Here is a 25,518-nt window from a genome sequence, read left to right on the forward strand (position 1 = left end):
CTCTCGGCCGGGGCGGGGCGGTTCCGAGTGAGTACGGGGCCGATCGGGTGAGGGACGGCTCCGCGCATCTCGACGCCGCGGTTCGGCATCACCGCGGGGTCGATCGGGCTGGGCCGGCTTCGTGCTCCGATCAGCTCCGGCGCGGCGCCTGCGGCAGTACGAGGGGCGTGCCGGTGATCGGGTCGGTGAGGACGCTGACCGGCAGCCCATAGGCCTGCTCCACCAGCTCGGGCGTGACGACATCGGCCGGTGCGCCGCTCGCCAGGATCGTGCCGTCACGCATGGCGATGATCTCGTCGGCGTAGCGGCAGGCCTGGTTGAGGTCGTGCAGCACGGAGACGATCGTCGTCCCCAGTTCGCGGTTGAGCTCGCGGCACAGGTCGAGGACGTCCACCTGGTGGGCCAGATCGAGGTAGGTGGTCGGTTCGTCGAGGAGCAGGACGTCGGTCTGCTGGGCGAGGGTCATGGCGATCCACACCCGCTGGCGCTGGCCGCCCGACAGATTCGTCACCGGCCGCTTCGCCAGCGGGGCCACATGGGTGCGTTCCATCGCGATGCGCACCTGTTTCTCGTCCTCGACCGACCAGGGCCGCAGCAGGCCCTGATGGGGGTAGCGGCCGCGCGCCACCAGCTCGCGCACGGTGATGCCGTCCGGGGTCAGCGAGGACTGGGCGAGGAAACCGACCCGCCGGGCCAGCGCCTTCGGCGAGTACGAGTGCACGTCGCGCCCGTCCAATAGCACTTGCCCGCCGGTGGGGGCGAGTACCCGGCTCAGTGCGCGCAGCAGGGTCGACTTGCCGCAGGCGTTGGGTCCGAGGATGACGGTGAACGCGCCGGGGGTGATGTCCACGTCGAGGTGCTCGATGACCGGGTCGCCGTGCGGATAGCTCATCACCAGCTTCCGCGCACTGAGGCCGGGAGTCGCCCGTGGTCTGCCCTGCGGGCCCGAACCGGGTGTGCCGTCCCGCAGGACCTGGCTCATCCGATGTGTTCCTTCAGCGCGGCCATCGCCGTGGCGGCAGCGGTGGGGCCGGCGTTCAGGTAGAAGGGGTCGTTGTCGACCTGCACGGCCTGGTCGTTCGACACCGCGCCCAAGGTGCCCCACAGCGGCAGCGAGGTCACCTCGCTGCCGTCGCCGGACTGGACGCCGTAGAAGATCCAGTCGGCGTCGGCCTGGTCGAGGCTCTCGTCATCGATGTCCTGCGAGGTGTCCTCGAAGCGCTGGCTGTCGGGGCGACTCAGGCCGGCGTCCTCGGCCAGTGAACCGGGGAACGAGGCGAGGCCGTAGATGCGGGTCCGGTCTGAGGTCTTGTTGAGGAACGAGACGGTCGGCACGGTCGACAGGCCGGCGCCCCAGCTCGCGGCGTCCTCCTGGTAGCTCGTCAGCCAGTCCTGCGCCTGGCCGAGCTTGCCGAGAGCATCGGCGATGAGCTGGAAGTCCTGCTTCCAGTACAGCCCGGTGCCCTTCGTGACGACGGTCGGCGCCAGCGCCGTGAGGCTCTCGTAGAGGCTGTCGATGTTCTTGCCGGCCGAGTTCACCAGGATGAGGTCGGCGTCGAGGTTCGCGATCGACTCGATGCTCGGCTCGGTGCGGCTGCCGACATAGGTGATGGCGTCCAGCCCGGCCTTGTCGCCGGGGAAGGCGTCGTAGAGGTACTGCGGAACCATCTTGGAGCCGTCGACCCCGGTGGAGCCGACCGGCACGATGCCCATGGTGAGGGCGACGTCGAGCTGGCCGGTCGAGATGACGACGAGTCGCTGCGGCTCGTTCTCGATCGTCGTCTCCCCCTTGTGGTGGGTGACGGTGCGCGGCCAGGCGCCGTCGGCAGCGCCACTGCCCATGCCCTCGGTCATGCTGCGGGGCACGAGGTAGCTGGCCGGCGCGGAGGCCGAGGAGGCGGATGATCCGGAGCCGGATGAGCCTGAGTTGTCGGAGGAGCAGCCGGCGAGGGCGGCGGCTACGGCGAGGGCGCCGAGGCTGAACGTGCGGCGCTGAATACGTACAGTCATGAGGTAAGCCTAAACTTTTCAATAGTACTCTCTCAGTGTGTCTCATATTCCTGCGCTGTCAGCTGAAAGGCGTTGCCGGACCGTCGCGGGCGTCCTGTTCGGAGTCGCCGTCATCGTGCTGCTGGCGTTCGTCAGCATGTCGATCGGCTCACGTCAGCTCACGCTCGCCCAGGTATGGGAGGGGCTCGCCGCGCACGACCGCAGCGCCGCCTCGATCATCGTCTGGCAGCTGCGGCTGCCCCGTACCGTGGTGGCCGTCGTTGTGGGCGCCGCCCTCGGCGCGGCCGGAGTCGTCATGCAGGCCCTCACCCGCAACCCGCTCGCCGAGCCCGGTGTCCTGGGCGTCAACGCGGGAGCCTCCTTCGCCGTCGTCCTGGCCATCGCCGTCGGGGGTGTGAGCGCGGTCTCCGGCTACGTCTGGTTCTCGTTCATCGGCTCCGCGGCGGCCGCCCTCCTCGTCCAGACGATGGCCAGGCGCCGACCCGGCGCAGGACACGCGCGCCTGGTCCTCGCCGGTGTCGCGCTCGCCGCGGCGCTCAACGCGGTGACCGGCACCGTCACCATGTACGACACCGCGGCCTTCGACTCCTACCGGTTCTGGACTCTCGGGTCCTTCGCCGACCGCGACCTGGCCACGTTCGCCTGGACCACCCCGTTCGTCGCGGCCGGCCTGCTCATCGCGCTGGCCTGCGGACGCAGTCTCAACGTCCTGGCCCTCGGCGACGAGCAGGCCACCGCCCTCGGCGCCCGGCTCGGCCTCGTGCGGGCCGCCTCACTGACGGCCATCACCCTGCTGTGTGGGGCGGCGACCGCCGCGGCCGGGCCGATCGGTTTCGTCGGGCTGGTCGTCCCCCACGTCCTGAGGCTCGTTGTCGGTCCCGACCAGCGCCGCCTGCTGCCGCTGTCGATCGTCGGCGGCCCGATTCTGGTGCTCGCCGCCGACATCGCAGGCCGCGTCATCACCCGGCCGGATGAGATCGAGGCGGGCGTCGTCACGGCCTTCGTCGGCGCGCCAGTGCTGCTCTCCCTGGTCGTGTACAGGAGGGGACGATGAGCGCCCGGTCGGATCTCTGGCACGACGGAGCCGCGGCCCCGTCGCTGCCCCTGCCCGCCGGTGCCCGCCTGCCGGTGCGCCCGCGCGCCGTGGCCGTCACCGCGGCCCTCGTTCTCGTCGCGGGTCTCGTCGCCGTGCTCGCCGTCGCGACCGGCTCCTACGAGCTCGACCTCGCCGGTGTCCTCCAGGTCCTACAGGGCGGCGGTTCCGAGACGGACCGGTTCATCGTCCTCGACCAGCGACTCCCGCGCGCCATCGCGGCCTGGCTCGCCGGCGCCGGCCTGGGGCTGTCGGGCGCCGTCTTCCAGTCGCTCTCCCGCAACCCGCTGGGCAGCCCCGACATCGTCGGGTTCACCACCGGCGCCAGCGCGGGCGGCCTCATCGTCATCATTCTCATGGGCGCCCCCGGTGTCGCCACACTGGCCCTCGGTACCGTGGCCGGTGGTCTCCTCACCGCGGCACTCGTCATCGTGGCGACGGTCCGCCGTGGCATGGCAGGCGAGAACCTCGTCCTGGCCGGCATCGCCATCGCCGCCATGATCTCGGCGGTCAACGAGTACCTCGTCAGCCGCGCCCCGCTCGAGTCCGCCGAGGCGGCGAAGGCCTGGCAGTTCGGCAGCCTCAACACGATCGGCTGGTCCCAGACCAGGGTGCTGGTGGCCGGGCTGGTCGTCCTGCTGCCGCAGCTGGCCTGGCTGGCCCGCCCCTCACGCATCCTCGAACTCGGCGACGACACGGCCGCCGGGCTGGGGGTGCGCCCGGGGCGTCAGCGCCTCGCCATGCTCGTCTACGGCGTCCTGCTCGTCGCGGCCGTCGTGTCGGTCACCGGGCCGATCGGCTTCCTCGCCCTGGCCGCCCCTCAGCTGGCCCGCCGCCTGGCCGGTACGCCCGGGATCGCCTTCTGGCCGGCCGTCGCGATGGGCGGGGCGCTGCTCGGCGCCGCCGATCTGCTGGCCCAGCGGCTGCTCGCCCCCTTCCAGATCCCCGTCGGGCTGGTCAGCTCGGCGATCGGTGGTCTCTACCTACTGTGGCTACTCGGCTTCAGCAGGCGCGAGGGCTGATCGCCGCGAGCCGTGTGCCGCACCCCCCAACGGGGCTCGCCGGCCCCGCATGCTCCGGCGCGGCCGCACCCCAGCGGGGCCGTCGGGGCGGGAACGGCGTCACTGTCCGTCGGCGCCGCACTCGACGACGGGCAGCTCGCCGGCGTGCCCGGCCAGCCAGTCGGCCAGCACGTCGATCTCCTCGGTGACGTCCTCAAGCTCGCCCCCGGTGATGACGATGCTCATCGCGGCCAGACCCGAGCCGGTGTCGATGGTGCCCATCTGACGCATCGTCGAGACGCCGGTGTGCTCGTTGGTGCCCCAGCCCGACTTGGCGTGCCCGCCCTCGACGGTCTCGACGCCGACCGCCTGCGAGTCGACCAGATCGGCCATGAGCCGGTAGACGTGCTGCACGGCGTCCTCGTCCGAGCAGGCCATCCAGGCGGCGAACCGCGCCTGGTCGGCACTCGACCACTGGGTCATGCCGAAACCGATGTCGCCGCCGAGCGCGGCATTGGGCAGGGTCAGCGTCGACGTGTCGTCTGCCTCGCGCAGCAGGTTGTCGACCTTGGTGCTGGCCTGGTAGCCGTCGCCGAGCGTCTCGAACAGTGCACTCGCCGCGTCGTTGTCGGACTCGGTGATCGCCAGCTTCGCCTGCTCGTCGAGTTCGTCCCCGCTTTCGCGCAGGGCCTCGATGGCGATCGGCACCTTGATCGTCGACCACGCGGTGCTCTCGGGCACCTCGCCGGCCGTGACGACGTCGCCGTCGGCGGTCACGACCGACACCTGGGCGTCGTCGGGAAAGGCCGCGACGAGGCCCTCGAGGACGACCTGCACCGAGGCTGCGGGGGCTCGACTGAGGAGCCGCCCGCAACGCAGCCGCTCAGTGCGAACGAACCGGTGAGGACGCACACGAGCGAGAGGACGGCGAGGACGAGGTGGATGCGGCTGGGCGGACGAGAGGACATGGTGAGTCTTCCTCCGAAGAGGTCTGCACGGGGACAATGCCCCTCATTATTCACCGGGCTCCTCTGCGGATCGCGGCACCGTGTCGGGGGATGGTCCCGAGCTGAATCCCCGGGGGTCTCCGCACGGCCTTCACCCAGACCCGTAGGGGTCCGGCCCTTAGGGATCCGGGCAGAAATCGGGACGTGCCGAGGGCAGGAATCTGGCCTACTATGAAACAGAGCAAGCGTTCTGTTTTCGGACGGTGCTCACCGGATCTCGAAGGAGAACAACGGATGACTGACGAAGCCCTGCGCCTTGGCCTCGACGTCGGCTCGACGACGGTGAAGGCCGTCGTCATGCGCGGTCACGAGATGCTCTTCAGCGATTACCGGCGTCACAACGCCGACGTTCGCGGCGAGATGAAGCGGCTCCTGCTTGACATCGGTGAGCAGTTCCCCGACGACACCCTCAAGGTCGCCATGACCGGTTCGGGTGGTCTCGGTATCGCCCGCATGATGAACGTCAGCTTCATCCAGGAGGTCATCGCCGCGACCGAGGCGATCGAGGAGCTCGACCCGGACGTCGACGTCGTCATCGAGCTCGGCGGCGAGGACGCCAAGATCACCTATCTGCACCCGACTCCCGAGCAGCGCATGAACGGCACCTGCGCCGGCGGTACCGGCGCCTTCATCGACCAGATGGCCTCGCTGCTGCGCACCGACGCCGGCGGCCTCGACGAGCTCGCCGGCCGCTACGAGAACATCTACCCGATCGCCTCGCGCTGCGGCGTGTTCGCCAAGACCGACGTGCAGCCGCTCATCAACCAGGGCGCCCGCCACGAGGACATCGCCGCCTCGGTTTTCCAGGCCGTCGCCACCCAGACCGTCGCCGGCCTGGCCTGCGGCCGCCCGATCCGCGGCAAGGTCATCTTCCTCGGCGGGCCGCTGCACTTCCTGCCCGAGCTGCGTGAGGCGTTCCGGCGGGTCCTCGGCGAGCACGTCCAGGACTACGTCACCCCCGCCGACGGCCAGCTGTACGTCGCGGTCGGCGCCGCCTTCCTCGCCGACGGCCCGGCGCTCTCGCTGCGTCACCTCGCCGAGATGCTCGACGGGGCCGGCGAGTCGACGGTGGCGTCCAAGACGATGCGTCCGCTGTTCCTCGACGAGGCCGAGCGCGTCGAGTTCAACGAACGCCACTCGGTGATCGACATCGAGCAGGCCGACATGAGCCAGGCCGTCGGCGACCTCTACCTGGGTATCGACGCCGGCTCGACGACCATCAAGTCGGTCCTCATCGACGACGACGGCAAGATCGTCCACTCCAGCTACGACTCCAACCAGGGCGACCCGGTCAAGGCGGCCGTCGCCATCGCAAGGGACGTCATCGCGGCCCTGCCCGAGGGCTCCACGATCGCCCGCTCCTGCGTCACCGGCTACGGCGAGGACCTCGTCAGGACCGCCCTGCACGCCGACGAGGGCGAGATCGAGACGATGGCCCACTTCCGTGCCGCCCAGGTCGTCTGCCCCGGCGTGACGAGCGTCATCGACATCGGCGGTCAGGACATGAAGTTCGTCCGGATCCGCGAGGGCGTCGTCGACTCCATCGCGGTCAACGAGGCCTGCTCGGCCGGCTGCGGTTCCTTCCTGCAGACCTTCGCCGAGACGATGGGCACCGACGTACGCGACTTCGCCACGGTCGGCATGCAGGCCCAGGCCCCCGTCGACCTCGGCAGCCGCTGCACCGTGTTCATGAACTCCTCGGTCAAGCAGGCCCAGAAGGAGGGCGCCGGCATGGCCGACATCTCCGCCGGCCTGTCCTACTCGGTCGTGCGCAACGCCCTCTACAAGGTGATGAAGCTGCGCGACACGGGTGAGCTCGGCGACAAGGTCGTGGCCCAGGGCGGCACCTTCCTCAACAACGCCGTGCTGCGCGCCTTCGAGCTGCTGACCGGCGTCAAGGTCAAGCGCCCCAACATCTCCGGCCACATGGGCGCCTACGGGGCCGCGCTCATCGCCAAGGCCCACGCCGCGCCGGGCGACGTCTCGGCCATGATGAGCCGTGACCTCGAGGGTTTCTCGGTGGAGTCCAGCCAGCGCATCTGCAAGCTGTGCCAGAACCACTGCAAGCTCACCATCACGACCTTCGACGACGGCTCCCGCCAGGTCTCCGGCAACCGCTGCGAGCGCGGCGCCAGCCTCGACGCCAAGCCGAGGAAGAGCGAGATCCCCAATCTGTACGACTACAAGTACAAGCGGATGTTCGCCTACCGCCGGCTCACCGACAAGAAGGTCACCCGCGGCGAGATCGGCATGCCCCGCGCGCTGGGCATGTACGAGGACTACCCGCTGTGGTTCACGATCTTCACCCAGCTCGGCTTCAAGGTGCTCATCTCGGGGCGCTCCAACCACGACCTGTTCGAGTCGGGCATGGAGTCGATCGCCTCCGAGAACGTCTGCTACCCGGCGAAACTGGCGCACGGCCACATCGAGTGGCTGCTCGACCACGGCGTCAAGAACATCTGGATGCCCTGCGTCAGCTTCGAGCGCAAGGAGATCGCCGAGGCGGACAACAGCTTCAACTGCCCGATCGTGGCCTTCTACCCGCAGGTCATTGAGAAGAACGTCGAGCGGCTGCGCGAGCCCGGCATCACCTTCATGGCCCCGTTCCTCAACCTGAACGACCCCGACAAGCTGGCGGAACGCCTGGTCGACGTCCTGTCCGGCTGGGACATCGGGCTGCCCGAGATGAGGGCCGCCGTCGCGGCCGGGTTCGAGGAACTCGACAAGGCGAAGGCCGACATCCGGGCCGAGGGCGACCGCGCCATGCAGTACATGATCGAGCACGACATGCGCGGCATCGTGCTGGCCGGCCGCCCCTACCACGTCGATCCCGAGATCAACCATGGCATCCCCGACCAGATCACGCAGCTGGGCATGGTCGTCCTCTCCGAGGACGCGCTGACCAACGGCATGCGCAGCACCGGTTTCAACCGGCCCCTGCGCGTACGGGACCAGTGGGTGTACCACACCCGCCTCTACGAGGCCGCCGCCCAGGTGCGCGCCAACCCGAGGCTCAACCTGGTGCAGCTGAACTCCTTCGGCTGCGGCGTCGACGCCGTCACCACCGACCAGGTCCAGGACATCCTCGAACAGGCCGGTGACATTTACACCGTCCTCAAGATCGACGAGGTCTCCAACCTCGGTGCCGCCCGGATCCGGCTGCGCTCGCTGCGCGCCGCGTCCGCCGAACGCGAGGAGGTCTCGCGTGAGGTCGACACGACGATCCGGCCCGAGCAGCCGGACGAGCTCATCACGGTGCCGGCGAGCGCGACCCCGCCCTACACCAAGCAGATGCGCAAGACCCACACGGTCTACCTGCCGCAGATGTCCCCGATCCACTTCCAGGCCATCGAGCCGCTGTTCCGGCGCGCCGGCTACACGATGGAGCTGCTCGAGCACGCTACCCGCGAGGACATGGAGTGCGGCCTGAAGTACGTCAACAACGACGCCTGCTTCCCTGCGATCATGGTCATCGGCCAGCTCATCAACAAGTTCATCACCGGCGGCGCCGACCCCGACGCCTCCGTCGTGGCGATCTCCCAGACCGGCGGCATGTGCCGCGCGACGAACTACGTCGGCATGCTCCGCCGCGGGCTGAAGGCCGCCGGCTACGAGCAGGTGCCGGTGCTGGCCGTCTCGGCCCAGGGCCTGGAGTCCAACCCGGGCTTCAAACTGACCCCGACCCTCATCCACTCGGCGATCCAGGGCCTGGTCCTCATGGACCTGCTCCAGGAGGTGCTGCTGCGCGTCCGCCCCTACGAGCGCGAGGAGGGCTCGGCGATGCGGCTCTACGGGCGCTGGAACACCCTGGTGCGCGAGTTCATGGCCGACCCGTCGTTCTCGCCCACCGAGGGCCGCAAGCTCGGGTTCAAGTGGCTGTGCCGCCAGATGGTCAGGGAGTTCGATGAGCTGCCGCTGCTCGACATCCCCCGCAAGCCGCGCGTGGGCGTCGTCGGCGAGATCCTCGTGAAGTTCCAGCCGGACGCCAACAACAACGTCATCGGCGTCATCGAGGACGAGGGCTGCGAGGCCGTCATGCCGGGCCTCATGGGCTTCTTCCTGCAGTCGCTGGAGACCGGGCAGTGGCGCTACGAGAACTTCGGTCTCGACAAGACCGGACGCCACGTCAAGAAGATGCTGCTGTGGTACATCGAGCAGCTCCAGAAGACCGCCCACAAGGCCCTGGCCGGCGCGAACGGCAAGTTCGAGGTGCCCGAGCGGATCCACGACATGGCCACGCGCGCCCAGCGGGTCATCTCGCTCGGCACCCAGGCCGGTGAGGGCTGGCTGCTCGTCGCCGAGATGATGCACCTCATCGAGCACGGCACGCCGAACATCATCTGCGCCCAGCCGTTCGCCTGCCTGCCCAACCACGTGGTCGGGCGCGGCATGTTCAAGACGCTGCGCGAACTGTACCCGCAGGCCAACATCACCTCGATCGACTACGATCCCGGCGCCTCCGAGGTCAACCAGCTCAACCGCATCAAGCTGATGATCGCCACCGCCTTCAAGAACGAGAAGACCGTCGGCCTGAGGCAGTGGCAGTCGGACTTCGACACGGCCTCCCCGCTCGACGCCGCCTCCCCGGCGAGCCCGGACATCCGCGTCGACGACGGCAGCTCCGTGGGTTCGCGGGTCTGAGCGCAGGCCGTTCGGTGCCCCGGCACCGCCGGGCGGCTGCCGCGGGGCAGCCCGGGGACGTCCTGTCACCCGTCCCGGCCCCGGGAAACGCCCGGGGCGGTGGCTCAGTGCTGGTCCGACGGTTTCTCGACGGCGCTGCTGCGCACGCGCAGGCGGCCGTCCTCGTCCAGCCTGATGCGGATGGTCCGCACCCACTTCTCGCTGCTGCCCGGGTGATCGGCGCGACGGTGCCAGCCGCGTGACTCGGGGCGGGCCTTGGCGGCGGCGAGGACGGCGGAACCGGTCAGCCGCAGGTTCGTCGCCGACAGCGCCGGGCCGCTGAACGGTGCTCCGGTCGGCATCGTGACGAGCCCGTCTGCGGCGCGCGCCAGCTCGGTGTGCTCGCGCAGGAGGCCGGCGGCCTGCCCGGCCCGGGTGATGCGCTGCCGGGCGGCGGCGGGCACGCAGCCACCCGGTTCCCGACCGACGGGTTCGCCCGGCTCGTCGAACGAGCCGGCCGTGCGGGCCAGGTGGGCTCCGACGGTGAAGCCGCCGACGAGGGCCTCGATGAGTCCCGCGTCCGGCGGACCGGCCGCGCCGCGGGCCCCGGTGCAGGCGGCCTCGCCGGCCGCGTACAGGCCGGGGACGCTGCTCGCGCCGTCAAGGTCGACGCTGATGCCGCCGATCATCGTCTGCACGGCGGGGCGGACCGGTATCGGCGTGCGCGTCGGATCGATCCCGCGGGCACGGCAGGCTGCCAGCGTGGCGGACAGGGGAGGGGAGTCCCAGGTCAGCGCGCCGAGGCGGGTGCCGTCCAGGAAGAGCCGCTGACCGGTGCGGCTGGCCAACCAGTCGTGGATCGCCATCGCCAGTTCCTCGGCGGGCGTCTCGTCCCCGCCGAACTCGGTCAGCGCGGGGCGGCCCTGCGCGTCGACGAGCCGGGCGCCGGCCAAGCGCAGCTCGCGTCCCAGAGGAATCGCCGGGTCGAGGGGGATGGCCAGCCCGGCGGGCAGGTCGACAGCGGTCGGGACGTAGGCGGTGAACTCCATGTCGCGCAGCTCGGCGCCGGCGCGCAGCGCCATCGCGGCGGCATCGCCGGTGGCGGTCGGCGGGGCGGCCGTGCGGGCCCAGAACTGCTGGGCGCCGCCGCCGGCCAGCAGGAGGACGGGCGCCAGATAGTCCCCGATCGTCCCATCGGTCCCCATCGCGCGCAGCCCCGCGACGGCGCCGCGGTCATCGGTGAGGATGTCGATGCCGCGGGTACCGGTCTCGATCAGCAGGCTCGAACCCAGGCGCCCGGCCATGGCGCGCACCAACGCCGTGAGGCTGCGCTGCACCCGGTAGCCGTTCGTCTCGTAGCGACCGGTCCGCAGGGCGTCGGCGCGCTCGATGAACTCCATGACCTTGGCGTGGACCAGTGGCGCGGTCACCAGCAGCTGCCGCAGCGCCTTCCTGTCTGCGAGGCCGAACCCCCTTGCCGGCGCGTTCTCGTCGTCCTCCTGCCCGAAGCCGGCCGCGAGGTGCCCGGTGGAGATCGCGGTGGCCGAGTCGAGCAGTGTCCCGCCGGTCAGCAGGATCGTGTCGACGCCCGCATCGGCCAGCTGCATGGCGGCGGTCAGCCCCGCGGCGCCTGCGCCGAGGACCACGACACGGGCCCGCCGCACCCAACCGGGCGAGTCCGTGCCGAGCTGCCGCGCTGATCGCATCGTCGCCGCCATTGGCCCACCTCCTGGAGAAGTGCCGTCGCAGTTCAGCATGCCACGGGGAACCCCTTGCCCAGGAAGCGACACCGGCAGTGACACAATGGGCCCACACCGTTGAGTCGTCGACGACCACCAGGAGTTCTCATGCGCATCGCCTTCGGCGCGGATCATGCCGGCTACGAACTGAAGGGGCGTCTCGTCGAGTACGTCCGCTCCAAGGGCCACGAGGTCATCGACGTGGGTACCCACGGCCCGGACAGCGTCGACTATCCCTCGTTCGGCAGGGCCGCGGCGCAGCAGGTCCTCGACGGCGCGGCAGAGCTCGCCGTCCTCGTGTGCGGCACCGGTGTCGGCATCGGGATGAGTGCCGGCAAGATGCCCGGCATCCGCTGCGCGATGGTCTCCGAGCCCTACTCGGCACGCCTGGCCCGTCAGCACAACGACGCCAATGTGCTGGCGATCGGTTCGCGCGTCCTCGGCCCCGGCCTGGCCGAGATGATCGTCGACGAGTTCCTCCAGACCGCGTTCGAGGGCGGGCGCCACGCCCGGCGGGTCGGCATGATCGAGCAGTCCGGCGGGGAGAACTGACCGGCGGGAGTGGTTGCCGGTGGGCGAAACCGCTGACCGCCCGGACGCAACCCACTGGCCCGAAAACGGTGCGAAGCGACTATGGTCAGGGCTATGAGAATTGGTATACCAAGGGAGTCGTTGCCCGGTGAACAACGGGTCGCGGCAACACCCAAGACGGTTCCACAGCTCATCAAGCTGGGTTACAGCGTCGTAGTCGAGCAGGGCGCGGGTGAACGCGCCTCCTACCTGGACGATGAATACGAGGCGGCGGGCGCCGGGCTGGTCGACACGGAGACGGTGTGGGCCAGCGATGTCGTCATGGCCGTCAACGAGCCGAGCGTCGAGGAACTGGGCATGATGCGGCCCGGCGCGACGCTCATCACCTTCCTCCACCCACGAGCCAATCCGGACCTGGTCGAGGCCCTCCAGAAGGCCGGCGTCACCGGCCTGAGCATGGACATGGTGCCCCGCATCTCCCGAGCTCAGGCCATGGATGCCCTGAGCTCAACCGCCAGCATCGCCGGCTACCGCGCCGTTGTCGAGTCCGCCTACGCGTACGGCAAGACCTTCGCCGGCCAGGTCACCGCGGCAGGCAAGACGGCCCCGGCGAAGGTCCTCGTCGTCGGCACCGGTGTCGCGGGCCTGGCGGCGGTCGGTGCCGCCAAGTCCATGGGCGCCGAGGTCTTCGCCACCGACGTCCGGCCCGAGACGGCCGAGCAGGTCGAGTCGATGGGCGGCACCTTCCTGCACGTCCGCGCCGCGGCCGACGATCAGGGCGTCAGCGCCGACGGCTACGCCAAGGAGACCTCCGAGGATTACAACAAGCGGGCCGCCGAGCTCTACGCCGAGCAGTGCGAGAAGGTCGACATCATCATCCTCACGGCCGCCATCCCCGGCAAGCCCAGCCCGAAGCTCATCACGGCCGACATGGTCGCCTCGATGAAGTCCGGCTCGGTCATCGTCGACATGGCCGCCCTCGGCGGCGGCAACTGCGTGCTCACCCGCCCGGGCGAGGAGTACACGACCGACAACGGCATCCACATCATCGGCTACACCGACATGGCCAGCCGGCTGCCCGCCCAGGCCAGCCAGATGTACGCCATGAACATGGTGAACCTGGCCAGGCTGGCCACCCCGGGCAAGGACGGCCTGCTCGTCATCGACTTCGACGACGAGGTGCTGCGCAATATGACGGTGACCCGCGACGGCGAGATCACCTTCCCGCCGCCGCCGATCCAGGTCTCGGCGGCTCCGGCCGCCTCGGCCGGCCAGGCCGGGCCGGAGCCGGAACCGGAGAAGCCCAAGAAGGAACGGCCCTGGTGGTTCCTGCTGCTCGTCGTCGGCCTGCTGTCCGTGGTGCTCATCGCCCTGCTGACCTTCGCGCCGGGCAGCTTCGTCAGCCTGTTCGGCACCTTCGCCCTGGCCTGCGTCGTGGGCTACTACGTGGTGTGGAACGTCTCGCACGCACTGCACACCCCCCTGATGAGCGTCACCAACGCCATCAGCGGCATCATCATCGTCGGCGCGCTGATGCAGCTGCCCAAGGACAACATGGCGATCACGATCATCGCGGCCCTGGGCGTGCTCGTCGCGTCGATCAACATCTTCGGCGGCTTCTCGGTCACACGCCGGATGCTCAACATGTTCAGGAAGGGTGATCGCTGATGGCTCTCCTTCAAGCGAGCATCGCCAACTTCACGCAGGCCACCTACATCATCTCGGGCCTGCTGTTCATCCTCGCCCTCGTCGGGCTGAGCAGGCACGAGACGGCCAAGCGGGGCAATGTCTTCGGCATCCTCGGCATGACCCTGGCACTCATCGCCTCGATCGTCGCGGTGGCCAGCGGCGAGACGAAGGCCATCGCCTGGGTGCTCCTCATCATCGCCATGGTCATCGGCGCCGCGATCGGGCTGTGGAAGGCCGCCAAGGTCGAGATGACCGGCATGCCCGAGCTGGTCGCCCAGCTGCACAGCTTCGTCGGCCTGGCCGCCGTCCTGGTGGGCATCAACGCGTTCATCGAGGAGCCGGACGCCCCCGCCTTCCAGATGTACGAGATGTGGATCGGCGTCTTCATCGGTGCCGTCACCTTCACCGGGTCGATCGTCGCCTGGGGCAAGCTCGCCGGCAGGATCAAGTCGGCGCCGCTGACCCTGCCCGGGCGCAACTGGCTCAACCTGGGCGGCCTCATCGCGATCATCGCCTTCGGCGTCTGGTTCGCCAACGGGGGCGGCTGGTTCCCGCTCATCATGCTGACGATCCTGTCGCTGCTGCTCGGCGTCCACCTGGTCGCGGCGATCGGCGGCGCCGACATGCCGGTCGTCATCTCGATGCTGAACAGCTACTCCGGCTGGGCGGCCGCCTTCAGCGGCTTCAGCCTCCAGCTGCCGGTCCTCATCGTCACCGGTGCCCTGGTCGGCGCGTCCGGCGCCATCCTGTCGTACATCATGTGCAAGGCGATGAACCGGAACTTCGTCTCGGTCATCCTGGGCGGCTTCGGTCAGGACAGCGCCGGGCCGGGCGAGGGTCCCGAGGGCGAGATCACCGAGCTCGACACGGCCGGAGTCGCCGATCTGCTCAGGGCCTCCACCTCGGTCATCATCACGCCCGGCTACGGCATGGCGGTCTCGCAGGCCCAGGCCCCGGTCGCCGAGCTCGTCCGCAAGCTGAAGAACCATGACGTCGAGGTGCGGTTCGGCATCCACCCGGTGGCGGGCCGCCTGCCCGGGCACATGAACGTGCTGCTGGCCGAGGCCCACGTTCCGTATGACATCGTCCTGGAGATGGACGAGATCAACGACGACTTCGACACGACCGACGTCGTACTCGTCATCGGCGCCAATGACACCGTCAACCCCGCAGCCATGGAGAAGGGCACCCCGATCTCTGGCATGCCGGTCCTGCACGTGTGGGAGGCCGGCCGGGTCGTCGTCTTCAAACGCGGCATGAGCGCCGGCTACGCCGGTGTCCAGAACCCGCTGTTCTTCAACGAGAACACGGTGATGTGCTTCGGTGACGCGAAGGAGTCGATCAACGCCATCAACGCCGCCCTGTGACGAACGTCCGGCGCTGGGTGAGGGGCCGGTCACCCCGGTGGTGACCGGCCCCGTCCGTGCCAGAGGCGCAACCGGAGCTTCGTCTTGGCATCGACGAGAACCCGGACCGGAGTAGTCGACAGGCACCGGGATACCGGCGCCGTCAGGGTGCGTACCGTACCGGCGCGGTTCATGCGTCCGGTGCGCATGGGTGACCGGCCGAGGCGTCATGGGTGGGGCCGGGTTGCCGCGCAGCGGCCCAGGAGATCTGGGCCAAGCCGACCAGTTCTCACGACTGAAGTGGGACAATTTCGAGGTGAGCAACCCCAAGAAGACCAGGACAACAGGCGTGCGGGGCCACCGTTCGGACCGTATGAGCATCAAAGACGTTGCCCGCCTGGCAGATGTGTCGTACCAGACCGTCTCGCGCGTGATCAATGATGACCCACGGGTGAGCGATCGTACCCGCGATCACGTGTGGAAGATCATCCAGTCCACGGGTTTCGTTCCGAACCCCGCAGCCCGGGCGCTGGTGATGCAGAGGTCGAGCCTCATCGGGATTCTCACCGATGGCTCGACACGCTATGGGCCGGCCGGCATTCTCGCGGCGGTCGAGAACGCGGCCAGGGACGAGGGCTACGCCGCGAATGTCCTCGTGCTTGCCGAGGCCGGCTCGCGTGGCACGGTTCGCGCGTACCAGCACTTCATCGATCAGGGCGTTGCGGGCATCGTGGTCATCGCCCCCAAGCTGCCTCTGGCAGAGGCAGTCCGTGAGACGAAGTTCTCAGTGCCGGTCGTGATGGTCGCTGCCGGGGAGTCAAGCGTCCCAGGGGTCGCCGTCGTCTCGGAGGACCAGGAATACGGTGCGCGGCTCGCGACACGTCACCTGCTTGACAAGGGGCATCGTGAAGTGGCTCACCTTGCGGGAGAACTCAGCTGGCTGGATGGCCGGGTGCGGTTGCGCGGATGGCAGTCCGAGCTGTGCGCAGCGGGCATCGAGCCACCACCCCACATCCAGGGCGACTGGACCGGTGAGAGCGGCTATGCCGCGGGCAGGCGCATGCTTGACGAGGGCTTGCCCTCCTCGATCTTCGTTGCGAGTGATCTCATGTGCCTGGGGATGCTGAGGGCCTTCTACGAGGCCGGGGTGCGTGTGCCGGAGGACATCAGTGTGGTCTCCTTCGACGACAGCGAGTTCGCTGCTCAGTTCCATCCCCCGCTCGACACCGTCCGGCAGGACTTCAACCGTCTGGGACAGGAAGCCGTGCACATGCTCCTGCGTCTCATCCAGGGCGAACCTGCCGGCACGGTCGTCATACCGCCGGTGCTGACGGTGAGAAGTTCTGTCGCACGGCCCCGCGCCGCTGTCGCAGGATCCCGCACCACCGGGTGAGTTCCCGGCCGGTGACCTGTGGGGGCCGCGGTCCGGCTCGCCGGTGTGCCGCGGCTCCCGGTCACGTCTCCTGTGGCGCGGCGAGACGTTCCTGAGTGAGCCGGGCCGACGAGACTGGCGTGGTGGTGTCCGCCGGCTCGCCGGCCATCAGATGTCACGTCACCGCGCGGGATGCCGCGTGAGCGGATCGACGGGGTTCACCTCGCATCCGCACGGCCTTCCAGCCCGGTCCCGTTGCCCGCCGTGGGACGAGGATGCGATGCCTCGTCCCGGGGGTGGATCCGAACCCGCGCCAGCGCCGCTGATCCGGGCGGGAGCAGTACTTGACACGACCATGCGAAACGTTCACACTATGTGGTGACGAAACGTTCACAATCAAGGGATTGCGGCGCATACGTCAACCGTGAGTCAACGTGGATCGAAGGAGATTGACGATGCAACGACGAACTGTCTTGCTTGCTGCGGCTGGTATTCCGATCAGCGCGTTGTTCCTACAGGGGTGTACGGCCTCCGGTGAGAGCGCGGCAACGGCAACGAATGCGGAGATCAATGCGAAGGCCGATGAGGCGATCCGTCAGCTGGAGTCGGCAGTGAGCGCCACCGGGCCGCATGGCGAGAGTGCCGCCGCCGCCTCGGAGGTTGACCTCACCGACGCCGACATCGACAACGTGAAGGCGATGGGGGCGACCGCTGCGATTGCGATGCACACGAGCGGTGACGACTGGTCGGCGGCGCAGATCGCCGGCCTCACGTCGCGATTCAACGAGCTCGGCATCAAGATCACGTCGACCACGGATGCGAACATGGACCCCAGCAAGCAGGTGTCCGACGTCGAGACGATCCTGGCCCAGAAACCGGACATTCTGGTCTCCATTCCCACCGATCCTGTCGCAACCGCTTCGGCATATCGAATGGCCGTCGACCAAGGCGTCAAGGTCGTGTTCATGGACAACTGTCCGGACGGTTTCACCGCAGGGCCGGACTATGCCTGTGTCGTCTCATCCGACAACTACGGGAACGGGGCGATCTCAGCGCATCTCATGGCGAAGGCCCTCGGCGGTCAGGGGAAGATCGCGGCCATCTACTACGAAGCCGATTACTTCGTGACGAACCAGCGCTACCAGGGGTTCAAGGAGACGCTCACGAGCAATTACCCGGACATCCAGATCATTGCGGAGCGAGGCATCAGCGGTTCAGATCTCGCCGGCTCGGCTCAGAAACAAGCCGATGCCCTCCTCAGTCAGAACGCCGATCTGAACGGCATCTGGGCCGTGTGGGACGTCCCCGCCGAAGGGGTCATCGCGGCGGCGCGCTCGGCAAGCCGGACAGATCTTGCAGTGGCCTCCGAGGATCTTGGCAAGAACGTTGCTATCGCAATGGCCCAGGGCCAGTATGTCTGCGGACTCGGCGCACAGCGTCCCTATGACGCCGGGATCACCGAGGCAAATGCAGCGGCCAAGACCCTGCTCGGTAGTCGATTCCGGCCTTCATCGCGCTGAGTCCGCTGGCGGTGACCAAGGACAATGTCGCTGATGCGTGGCGGAGCGTCTACCACGCCGATCCGCCCGAAGAAGTCCAGCAGGCGCTGGAGGCATGACCGTGTCCGGTTGCACCGAGCCGGCCTTGATCAGGATGTCAGGCATCCGCAAGAGTTTCAGTGGTGTGCAGGTCCTCAATGATGTCGGCTTTGAGGTGAGAGCAGGGGAGATACACGCGCTGGCGGGGGGAAATGGGGCCGGTAAATCAACACTCATGAAGATCCTCCAAGGCGTCTACCAGAAAGATGCCGGAACGATCGAGATCCAGGGGAGGCCGGCCCAGCTGAACACATACGCCGATGCGCGGCGCCAAGGCATCGGGATGGTCTTCCAAGAGTTCTCCCTGGTTCCCTCCCTGACGGTTGCGCAGAACATCTACCTCAACGATGAGCCGCGTTCGGCAATGCTCATCCGGGATGCCGAGATGATTGCCGGCGCCCAGGAGATATTGGAGCGGATGCAGGTCGACCTGGATCCGCGTGCCGAGCTGGCGAGTCTGAGCACGGCCTACTGGCAGCTCACCGAAATCGCCAAGGCCTTACGGGGGGAAGCCCGGGTGCTCATCATGGACGAGCCCACCGCGTCACTGGCCAGGAAGGAGGCGGATCGGCTTTTTGAGCTGCTGCGGAACCTGCGAGAGCAGGGCATCGGCATCATTTACATATCCCACCGCATGGAGGAAATCTACGAGATAGCGGATCGGATAACGATTCTTCGCAATGGATCGAATCTGCTCACCAGGCAGATCTCCGAGATCACCCAGGAGGAGATCGTCCGGGGGATCGCGGGGAAAGCCGTGGCCCTCACCGCTGCTGGTTCCTCGGGGCAATGCGGCGACGTGCTGCTGAAAGCCACCGGCGTGAGTGCGCAGCGCACGTTGCACGATGTCTCCTTCGAGGTGCACGCCGGCGAGGTCATAGGGGTGGCAGGGCTCATGGGATCCGGTCGGACCGAGCTCTTGGAGGCCTTGTTCGGAATCAATCGGACAACCAGGGGCAGTATCGTCCTCGACGGTCAACCCATGTCGCCGAAGAGTCCGAGGGATGCCATCGCGGCAGGCGTTGTGCTGATTCCCGAGGACCGGCGCCGTCAAGGGCTCATACTCAAGCACTCCGTCCAGGAGAATCTCGTTCTTCCGGATCTCTCGGCGGTGCTGCGCGGCGGTCTGCTCTCCGCGGCCGCCGAACGGGATCGCGCAGTTCAGCTGATCGGTTCCTATGGCATCAGGGGCGCCGGCCCGAACCTGCCCGTCGAGGTGCTGTCGGGCGGCAACCAGCAGAAAGTGGTGATCGGCAAGTGGCTGGGGGTCGAGCCCCGTCTGCTGCTCATGGACGAGCCGACCGCGGGTGTGGACATCGGAACGAAATCAGAAATTGTCAGACAGGTGCGGGAGTTTGCTCGAAACGGTGGCGCCGTCCTTGTTGTTTCGAGCGAATATCAGGAACTCATCGCCATGAGTGATCGGTATCTCATCATGCGAGGTGGCTCCATCATCCGTAGTCTGCCGGCGGATGTGGTGCGAGACGAAACCACGTTGGAGATGTGGGTGCAAGGAGTTGAGCAATGACCGAATTACCAATCGAGGGAACGCAGTCCCGAGTCAAGGGCCGACTGAGTCGGGTGAATCTCGGGCAGTACATCATATACCTGGCGTTCGCCGTTACTTTCATCCTGTTCGCCGTCGCGCTTGACGACCGGGGCTTTCTCACCAGCGGAAACCTCATGAACATCCTCCGGCAGAGCGCCATCGTCGGCGTGATCGCGGTGGGGATGACTTTCGTCATCGCCGATGCCGAAATCGATTTGTCGGTCGGCTCGGTGGCCGGACTCGTTTCCGTGGTCACGGCCATGGCGATTTCCCACTGGGGTATTCTTGCCGGAATCGTCGCGGGGCTCATGGTCGGGATGCTCATCGGTCTCATCAACGGAAGTCTGGTGGCCTTCGTGAAGATCCCGTCATTCCTGGTGACCCTGGCAATGATGGGGATCGCGTTCGGCCTGGCCCAATGGGTCACTGATTCTGCGCCCCAGCCCATCCTGAAGCAGGGCTACAACATGGCCTTCGGGTCCGGTGACATCGGCCCGCTGCCGGGTCTGGTGATCTGGTTCCTCATCATAGCGGGCTGCGGTGCATTCGTTCTCAAGAAGACCCGTTTCGGACGTCATGTCATCTCGGTCGGCGCCAATCCGACCGCCTCGATTTACACCGGGATCAGCGTTGTCCGAACAAAATTCCTGGTCATGCTGATCTCCTCGGTCGTCGCTGCGCTCGGCGGAATGCTGTACGCCGGGCGGCTGCAATCCGGGCGGTACCAGTGGGGTCAGGGCGACGAGATGAATGCCATCGCGGCCGTCATCCTTGGCGGCACGGCCCTGGCGGGCGGTCGTGGCTCAGTCCTCGGGACCGTGTTCGGTGCACTTTTCATGGGCCTCATCAACAATGGGCTGATTCTGGCGGGTCTCAGTTCCCCGCAGCAGCAGGTCGTCCGGGGGATCATCATCATCCTTGCCGTGGCGCTGGGCAGCAAGAAATGAAAGAAGTGAAAGGAAATAACATGGGAACCGTTCCATTGGAAAAGACGCCTCAGCTCGAGGTGGCGAACCAGAGATTCTTGATCGAGGGTGAACCCGGGGCGCTCTACGGCGGTGCCGTCCACTACTGGCGGCTTGATCGGGAGAACTGGTCCGGAATCCTCGACACCGTCGTGGCCATGGGTTATCGCATGATCTCCATCTACATCCCGTGGGAGGTCCATGAGCTGGAACGGGGCAGGTTCGATTTCGGTGAGGTCAACCCCGCGAACGACATCGATGCCTTCTTGAGTCTTTGTGAGGAGAAGGGTCTTCGTATCGTCGTGCGGCCGGGGCCGCAAATCAATTCCGAGCTCACCGGATTCGGGTACCCGCAGCGTATCCTCGCCGATGAGTCGCTGCACGCCCGCAATGCACGCGGTACGCGAGTGGTCCTCACCCAGGCGCCCCGCCCGATCCCGGCCCTGAGCTACGCCGCTGACAAGTTCTTCGAGGAGACCGCGTTGTGGTATGACGCGATCTGCCCCATCCTCGCCCGGCACGCCTACCCGAAGGGCGGGCTCGTCGCCTGCCAAGTCGACAACGAGATGGCCTATTTCTTCGGACTCAACTACTATTCGTCGGACTACTCCGAGGCCTCGATCGAGAAGTATCGCGCGTTCCTCGCCGAGAAGTACGGCTCCCTGGCCGGGATCGCCAAGGCCCACCGTACCCGGTACGACGCCCTGGAGGACGTGGATCCGCCGCGCAAGTTCTGTGCACGCAGGCCCGGCGACCTGCCGGTCTACTTGGACTGGGCGGAGTACCGGGAGAGCTATCTGGTCGACTCGATTGCCCGGCTCGCCGACATGCTCCGTGAGCGTGGCCTGGCCTCGATCCCGCTCTTCCACAACTACCCGCACCCGCTTGGGCCGGGCGGTGCCTCGTCCAACTTCACGACGCCATTCAATCTCATCGCCCTAGAGCGGGTTGTCGACTTCGTCGGCTTCGACGTCTATTCCCGCAAGGAACTCTTCCAGCACGTGAAAACGGTCACGAGCTATGTGTCCGGGTCGAGCCGGTACCCATACATCCCGGAGTTCATCGCAGGTGTCTGGGCCTGGTACCTGAACCCCGGGGACCTGCGCGATGAGGAATTCGTCACCAAGGCCGCACTGATGCATGGCATCAAGGGGTTCAGCAGGTACATGCTCGTCGAACGCGACAGGTGGCTCGACTCCCCGATCCGTCGCGACGGCAGCGTGCGCGAGGACAAGGCCCACGTCTTCGGACAGGCCAACAGAATGCTCGACCGCCTCGACTGGCAGCAGATGGATCTTCTCGCCCCGGTCGCCCTGCTGGCGAATCGTGACTATGACAGGCTGGAGGCCGCCAGCGTACTCGTGTCGTTCCCGGGCGATTTCCTGGAGACCCCCAGCACGTTCAGCGAGTACCCGAACATCCTCACCGTCGATGAGAGCGACATCGGATTCCAGCAGCCCGTTCAGCTGGCGAAGCGCGACTGGTTCGGGGCCTGGTACGAGAGCCTGGAGCAGTCACGTGCCGGCTTCGTCATCAGCGACACGGAGGCAGATCTCGAGCAGCTCGCGCAGCGCAGGGTCGTTGTCCTCACCACCTTCGAGTTCCTCTCCGCGCAGACCCAGCAGACCCTTGTCGATTACGCTCGCCAGGGCGGGACGCTGATCCTCGGCCCCACGATCCCGACTCTCGGCGCCGACATGGAGCCGTGCACGATCCTTTCCGACGCCCTGGGCGGCAATTCGGCGGGATCGGCGAGGCTCGGCGAGGGAAGCGTTCACGTCGTCGCGTCGCCCGGCGACATGGCGGCTGTACTGGGCCAGGTCCTGGCCGGTCTCGGGGAAACCCCGGTGACGGTCGACAACCCGCTGCTGCGCTCGACGATCCATCTGAATTCGGCGAACCCGAAGGATGTCGTCGTCTTCATCGCGAACCCCACGGACGGGCCGCAGACCGCTACGGTCACGGCCGAGACCCCCATCGTGGCATGCCAGGATGCGTGGTCGGGCGAACAGCTGTCCAGCACGGGACCCCTCATGTGCGAACTCCCGCCCTACACCGTCCACGCCTTCCGCATCGCCCTGGACTGAAAGGAACCACCAATGTTGCACGCGAATGCGCAGATGCTTGACATCGACGTCGATCAATGGCGCGCCGCCCAGGACCTCATCCTGCATTCCGGGAAGGCTGCTCCCCGGTTGGTCATCATCCACGACCATGGCCGAGTCCAGAAGGCGCGTTTCTCCGACGGGGAACCCCTCGCCAACGCCCCGGCCTCGATCACCGATCCCCGGCGGACGGCCGCGGAACTGTTCGCCGAGTTCAGCGAGCGGGTCGAATTCGTCATGGTCATGGAACGCGATGCCGTCGATGACTACTTCGCCCGGGTCCAAGGGGCATGGACGATCGACACCGATCTGGACGATTTCGTGACGAGCATGTTTGCCGCCCTCGACGACGATCCTGAGGGGATCGTGGTGCATCCCGGGCCGGCGAGCGGTCGGCTGGGACTGCAATGGCGACTCGGCTGGGGCCACGAGGAGATCGCCGCCAAGGTGGCCTCGGCGATATCGCCGGATTCCTGGGTGATTCTGGGCAGTCACGACGTGGACCGGCTCGTGGCGAGTCTTCTCATCCACTTCGACGAGGACCTCGAGGTCGACTCGTTCACGACGGCGGCCCCCGAGCGGGTCGACCTGATCGGGGGACGTGAGGAAGTGCTCGAACGGCTGATCGACCTGGTGAGGCGGCAGGGCGGAAGGCTCGGCTTCGCGCTGTCCGTCGATCATCGGCTGGCGCCCGAGCTCCTGGCCGCCACGGACAAGACGCGGGTGATCGCCGCCCACCCCGGCGAGGTCACCGTCCGCACGCCATGAATCCTGCGGTGATCGTCTGACGGCTCGGATGGGACCGGTGCCCCGGGCAGTTCCTGCCCGGGGCACCCGTCTGTCGTCGGCACAACACCGGTCGTTCTTCCCGGAGCCACCACGAGCCCATGACCTGCGGACATCGATCGTGACAGCCGGCCGCGGCGCCGGACCGCGGCGCCTCAGCGGTTCTCGCTGAGCAACTGCACGAGGTCACGTGTCATCGGGCTCAGCATCGTGTGGCCGACCGGTTCCGGCAGGGCCAGGCACCAGTTGGGGTAGACGCCGACAGTGCCGGGCATGTTCGGCCGCTCGCGCACCATGGCGGCATCGTCCAGGACGGCCAGCACGACCCTGCTCGGCGCGGAGCTGAGGCGGCGGTAGCGGGCCAGGATGGCGTCGTGGACATCCTGCCCGTCGACCTGATGGCAGGGCTTGTCGGGGTCGATACCGGCATCGGCGGCGAGCGAGCGCCGGGTGTGCTCGATCTGGGCCCAGTCGGCGTTCTTGCCGATGCGCCGCAGGGCCTCGACGTCGGCGCCGGTGACGAGACCGGCGATGGTGACCTGGTCGTGGGTGGAGGAGGTGCCCACACCCAGCTCGGGGAAGTCATCGGTGTCGACGCGCATGGCGGAACGGTTGGCGAGCATGCCGATGTCGGCCATCGACTCGCGCACGCCGGGCGGGACGGTCCCCATGTCCTCACCGACGATCCAGGCGCCCGCGCGCATGGCCTCGAGTCGCAGGATCGCGAGCAGCGCGTGCACCGGGTAGTCGACGTAGACGCCATCGGCGGCGGTGCCGTCCTTCGGCACCCAGTACAGGCGCCACAGCTGCATGACGTGGTCGATGCGCAGCGCCTTGGCGTGGCGCAGACCCTCCTGGACCATCTCGATGAAGGGGCCGAAGTCGTTGCGGATGAGCTCCTGGGGGTTGAACGGCGGCAGGCCCCAGCGCTGCCCCTCGATGTTGTAGGTGTCGGGCGGGCAGCCGATCTCGAAGTCGAAGCACAGCGAGTCCTGGAAGACCCAGGCGTCCTCGCTGCCCTGGTCGAAACCCACCGCCAGGTCCGCGACGACATCGACCCCGCAGGTGCAGGCCTCGGCGTACTGCGCCTCGGCTATCCACTGGCACCACGAGTAGAAGGCGACCTTGTCGGCGTGCTCCTCGGCCCAGCGGAGCACTGCTGGTGAGTCCGGTCGATGCAGTTCCCCGGGCCACTCCCGCCAGTTGGAGTTGTCGAGCTCGTCGGCGATGGCGCACCAGATCGCGAACATGCGAAGTGCCCGGCCACGGTGCCGGCAGAAATCGACGTATTCGATGTCCTCCTCGGTGCGCGCGACCTGCCAGATCCGCAGCAGCGCCTCCTTCTTGAGCGCCCAGACCGCGGGGCGGTCGATGAGACGTTCCCCGTTGAGGGCGCGCCCGGCCTCCGACAGGTCGGACAGGTCGACACGCTCGGCGCCCGGTGCGTGCCCCGGCGCGATGTGCAGGAGATTGAGGAACTGGCGGCTGGCCGGGGAGTACGGGGAGTCCTGCGGGTTGCTGACCGGGGCGATGGCGTGCACCGGCGAGACCTGGACGCAGTAGGCGTGCTGGGAGTGGGCGATACGGCAGATCCGGCCCAGGTCGCGGAAGTCGCCGATGCCCCAGGAGTCCCTCGACCGGGCCGAGTACAGCTGAATCTGCCAGCCCCAGCAACGCTCGGGCGTCCGCAGGCGCTCCGGAGCCGCGATGACGAAGCGGCGCTGGCCGGTGGCGGTGTGGAGGACGTGGTAGCCGGGCACGTCGACGACCCCGTGCGCCCGGTAGTGGTAGCCGTCCTCGAGAACGAGGTCGCCGAACAGTTCGGGGTGGTAGCGGCCCGGCGTGCAGACGAGCGGTTCGCCGATGCCGGGGGGAAGTCCCTCGCGGAAGTGGTCGTTGACGAGTTCAAGCGTGGCGGTGGGGACCTCGACGACGGTGCCGTGTGCGCTGAGGTAGCTGTCGGCCACGCCCAGCGGTTTCAGGCGTTTGAGTAGGTCATCACGACGCCGACAGCTCCCGATGCTCTCCGTGTCCACGCCCTGGCCACTGTGGCCACCGGCATGAGCAATCTCGTTCCAACTCACGGTTCTAGGCTATAAGGCCGGCT

General features: G+C 67.7%; 17 protein-coding genes. 12 read left to right on the forward strand and 5 right to left on the reverse strand.

Features of this window, described 5'->3' with window-relative positions; genetic code table 11:
* Window positions 1-130: 130 nt before the first annotated feature.
* Window positions 131-982 carry an ABC transporter ATP-binding protein gene (locus D9T14_RS09805; protein WP_220451985.1) on the reverse strand — a complete coding sequence of 284 codons (852 nt, stop codon included), beginning with the start codon at window positions 980-982 and terminating at the stop codon, window positions 131-133.
* Window positions 979-2,010, reverse strand: coding sequence for an ABC transporter substrate-binding protein (locus tag D9T14_RS09810; RefSeq protein ID WP_119162097.1), 1,032 nt, complete (start codon window positions 2,008-2,010; stop codon window positions 979-981). Before D9T14_RS09810 ends, D9T14_RS09805 begins: the two co-directional genes overlap by 4 nt.
* Before the next feature lie 37 nt (window positions 2,011-2,047).
* On the opposite strand from D9T14_RS09810, the gene D9T14_RS09815 reads away from it, so the two are divergent.
* Window positions 2,048-3,064 (forward strand): FecCD family ABC transporter permease, encoded by a 1,017-nt coding sequence (locus D9T14_RS09815; RefSeq protein ID WP_232012401.1) that lies wholly within the window; start codon window positions 2,048-2,050, stop codon window positions 3,062-3,064.
* A complete protein-coding gene (locus D9T14_RS09820; protein ID WP_119162095.1) occupies window positions 3,061-4,125 on the forward strand; it encodes a FecCD family ABC transporter permease in 1,065 nt (354 codons plus the stop codon). Before D9T14_RS09815 ends, D9T14_RS09820 begins: the two co-directional genes overlap by 4 nt.
* Before the next feature lie 99 nt (window positions 4,126-4,224).
* Here the strand turns inward: D9T14_RS09820 and D9T14_RS09825 are convergent, their stop codons facing one another.
* Window positions 4,225-4,941, reverse strand: a complete 717-nt coding sequence (locus D9T14_RS09825; protein ID WP_119162094.1) for a serine hydrolase — start codon at window positions 4,939-4,941, stop codon at window positions 4,225-4,227.
* Window positions 4,942-5,345: 404 nt separating this feature from the next.
* Between D9T14_RS09825 and D9T14_RS09830 the strand changes: the two genes are divergently transcribed.
* Window positions 5,346-9,752, forward strand: a complete 4,407-nt coding sequence (locus D9T14_RS09830) for an acyl-CoA dehydratase activase-related protein (protein ID WP_119162093.1) — start codon at window positions 5,346-5,348, stop codon at window positions 9,750-9,752.
* 104 nt (window positions 9,753-9,856) lie between these two features.
* On the opposite strand, the gene D9T14_RS09835 is transcribed toward D9T14_RS09830, so the two are convergent.
* Window positions 9,857-11,449, reverse strand: a complete 1,593-nt coding sequence (locus D9T14_RS09835) for an FAD-binding protein (RefSeq protein ID WP_170175614.1) — start codon at window positions 11,447-11,449, stop codon at window positions 9,857-9,859.
* A gap of 129 nt (window positions 11,450-11,578) precedes the next feature.
* Between D9T14_RS09835 and rpiB the strand changes: the two genes are divergently transcribed.
* The 9 genes from rpiB to D9T14_RS09875 all read left to right on the forward strand — a co-directional run bounded on the left by rpiB (window position 11,579) and on the right by D9T14_RS09875 (window position 23,393).
* A complete protein-coding gene (rpiB, locus tag D9T14_RS13355; RefSeq protein ID WP_119162091.1) occupies window positions 11,579-12,022 on the forward strand; it encodes a ribose 5-phosphate isomerase B in 444 nt (147 codons plus the stop codon).
* Window positions 12,023-12,115: 93 nt separating this feature from the next.
* Window positions 12,116-13,669, forward strand: a complete 1,554-nt coding sequence (locus D9T14_RS09840; protein WP_119162090.1) for a Re/Si-specific NAD(P)(+) transhydrogenase subunit alpha — start codon at window positions 12,116-12,118, stop codon at window positions 13,667-13,669.
* The gene (locus D9T14_RS09845) at window positions 13,669-15,057 is read left to right on the forward strand and encodes an NAD(P)(+) transhydrogenase (Re/Si-specific) subunit beta (RefSeq protein ID WP_119162089.1); all 1,389 of its coding nucleotides are present in this window, start codon (window positions 13,669-13,671) and stop codon (window positions 15,055-15,057) included. Before D9T14_RS09840 ends, D9T14_RS09845 begins: the two co-directional genes overlap by 1 nt.
* A gap of 352 nt (window positions 15,058-15,409) precedes the next feature.
* On the forward strand, window positions 15,410-16,429 hold the full coding sequence (locus tag D9T14_RS09850; protein WP_183086050.1) for a LacI family DNA-binding transcriptional regulator: 1,020 nt from the start codon (window positions 15,410-15,412) through the stop codon (window positions 16,427-16,429).
* Between the two features lie 434 nt (window positions 16,430-16,863).
* The gene (locus tag D9T14_RS09855; RefSeq protein WP_232012399.1) at window positions 16,864-17,928 is read left to right on the forward strand and encodes a substrate-binding domain-containing protein; all 1,065 of its coding nucleotides are present in this window, start codon (window positions 16,864-16,866) and stop codon (window positions 17,926-17,928) included.
* Window positions 17,929-18,022: 94 nt separating this feature from the next.
* Window positions 18,023-19,534: a sugar ABC transporter ATP-binding protein gene (locus D9T14_RS09860; protein WP_232012396.1), complete on the forward strand. Its 1,512-nt coding sequence runs from the start codon at window positions 18,023-18,025 to the stop codon at window positions 19,532-19,534.
* On the forward strand, window positions 19,531-20,502 hold the full coding sequence (locus tag D9T14_RS09865) for an ABC transporter permease (RefSeq protein ID WP_119162087.1): 972 nt from the start codon (window positions 19,531-19,533) through the stop codon (window positions 20,500-20,502). Before D9T14_RS09860 ends, D9T14_RS09865 begins: the two co-directional genes overlap by 4 nt.
* A 20-nt stretch (window positions 20,503-20,522) precedes the next feature.
* Window positions 20,523-22,607: an alpha-amylase family protein gene (locus D9T14_RS09870; protein WP_119162086.1), complete on the forward strand. Its 2,085-nt coding sequence runs from the start codon at window positions 20,523-20,525 to the stop codon at window positions 22,605-22,607.
* A 12-nt stretch (window positions 22,608-22,619) separates the two neighbouring features.
* Window positions 22,620-23,393, forward strand: coding sequence for a hypothetical protein (locus tag D9T14_RS09875; RefSeq protein WP_119162085.1), 774 nt, complete (start codon window positions 22,620-22,622; stop codon window positions 23,391-23,393).
* Window positions 23,394-23,566: 173 nt separating this feature from the next.
* Here D9T14_RS09875 and malQ read toward each other — a convergent pair whose 3' ends face one another.
* Complete coding sequence (gene malQ / locus D9T14_RS09880; RefSeq protein WP_232012394.1) at window positions 23,567-25,495, reverse strand: 4-alpha-glucanotransferase; 1,929 nt, start codon at window positions 25,493-25,495, stop codon at window positions 23,567-23,569.
* Window positions 25,496-25,518: the final 23 nt, after the last annotated feature.

Source organism: Propionibacterium australiense, from assembly GCF_003666605.1.
Taxonomy (GTDB): Bacteria; Actinomycetota; Actinomycetes; order Propionibacteriales; family Propionibacteriaceae; genus Propionibacterium; species Propionibacterium australiense.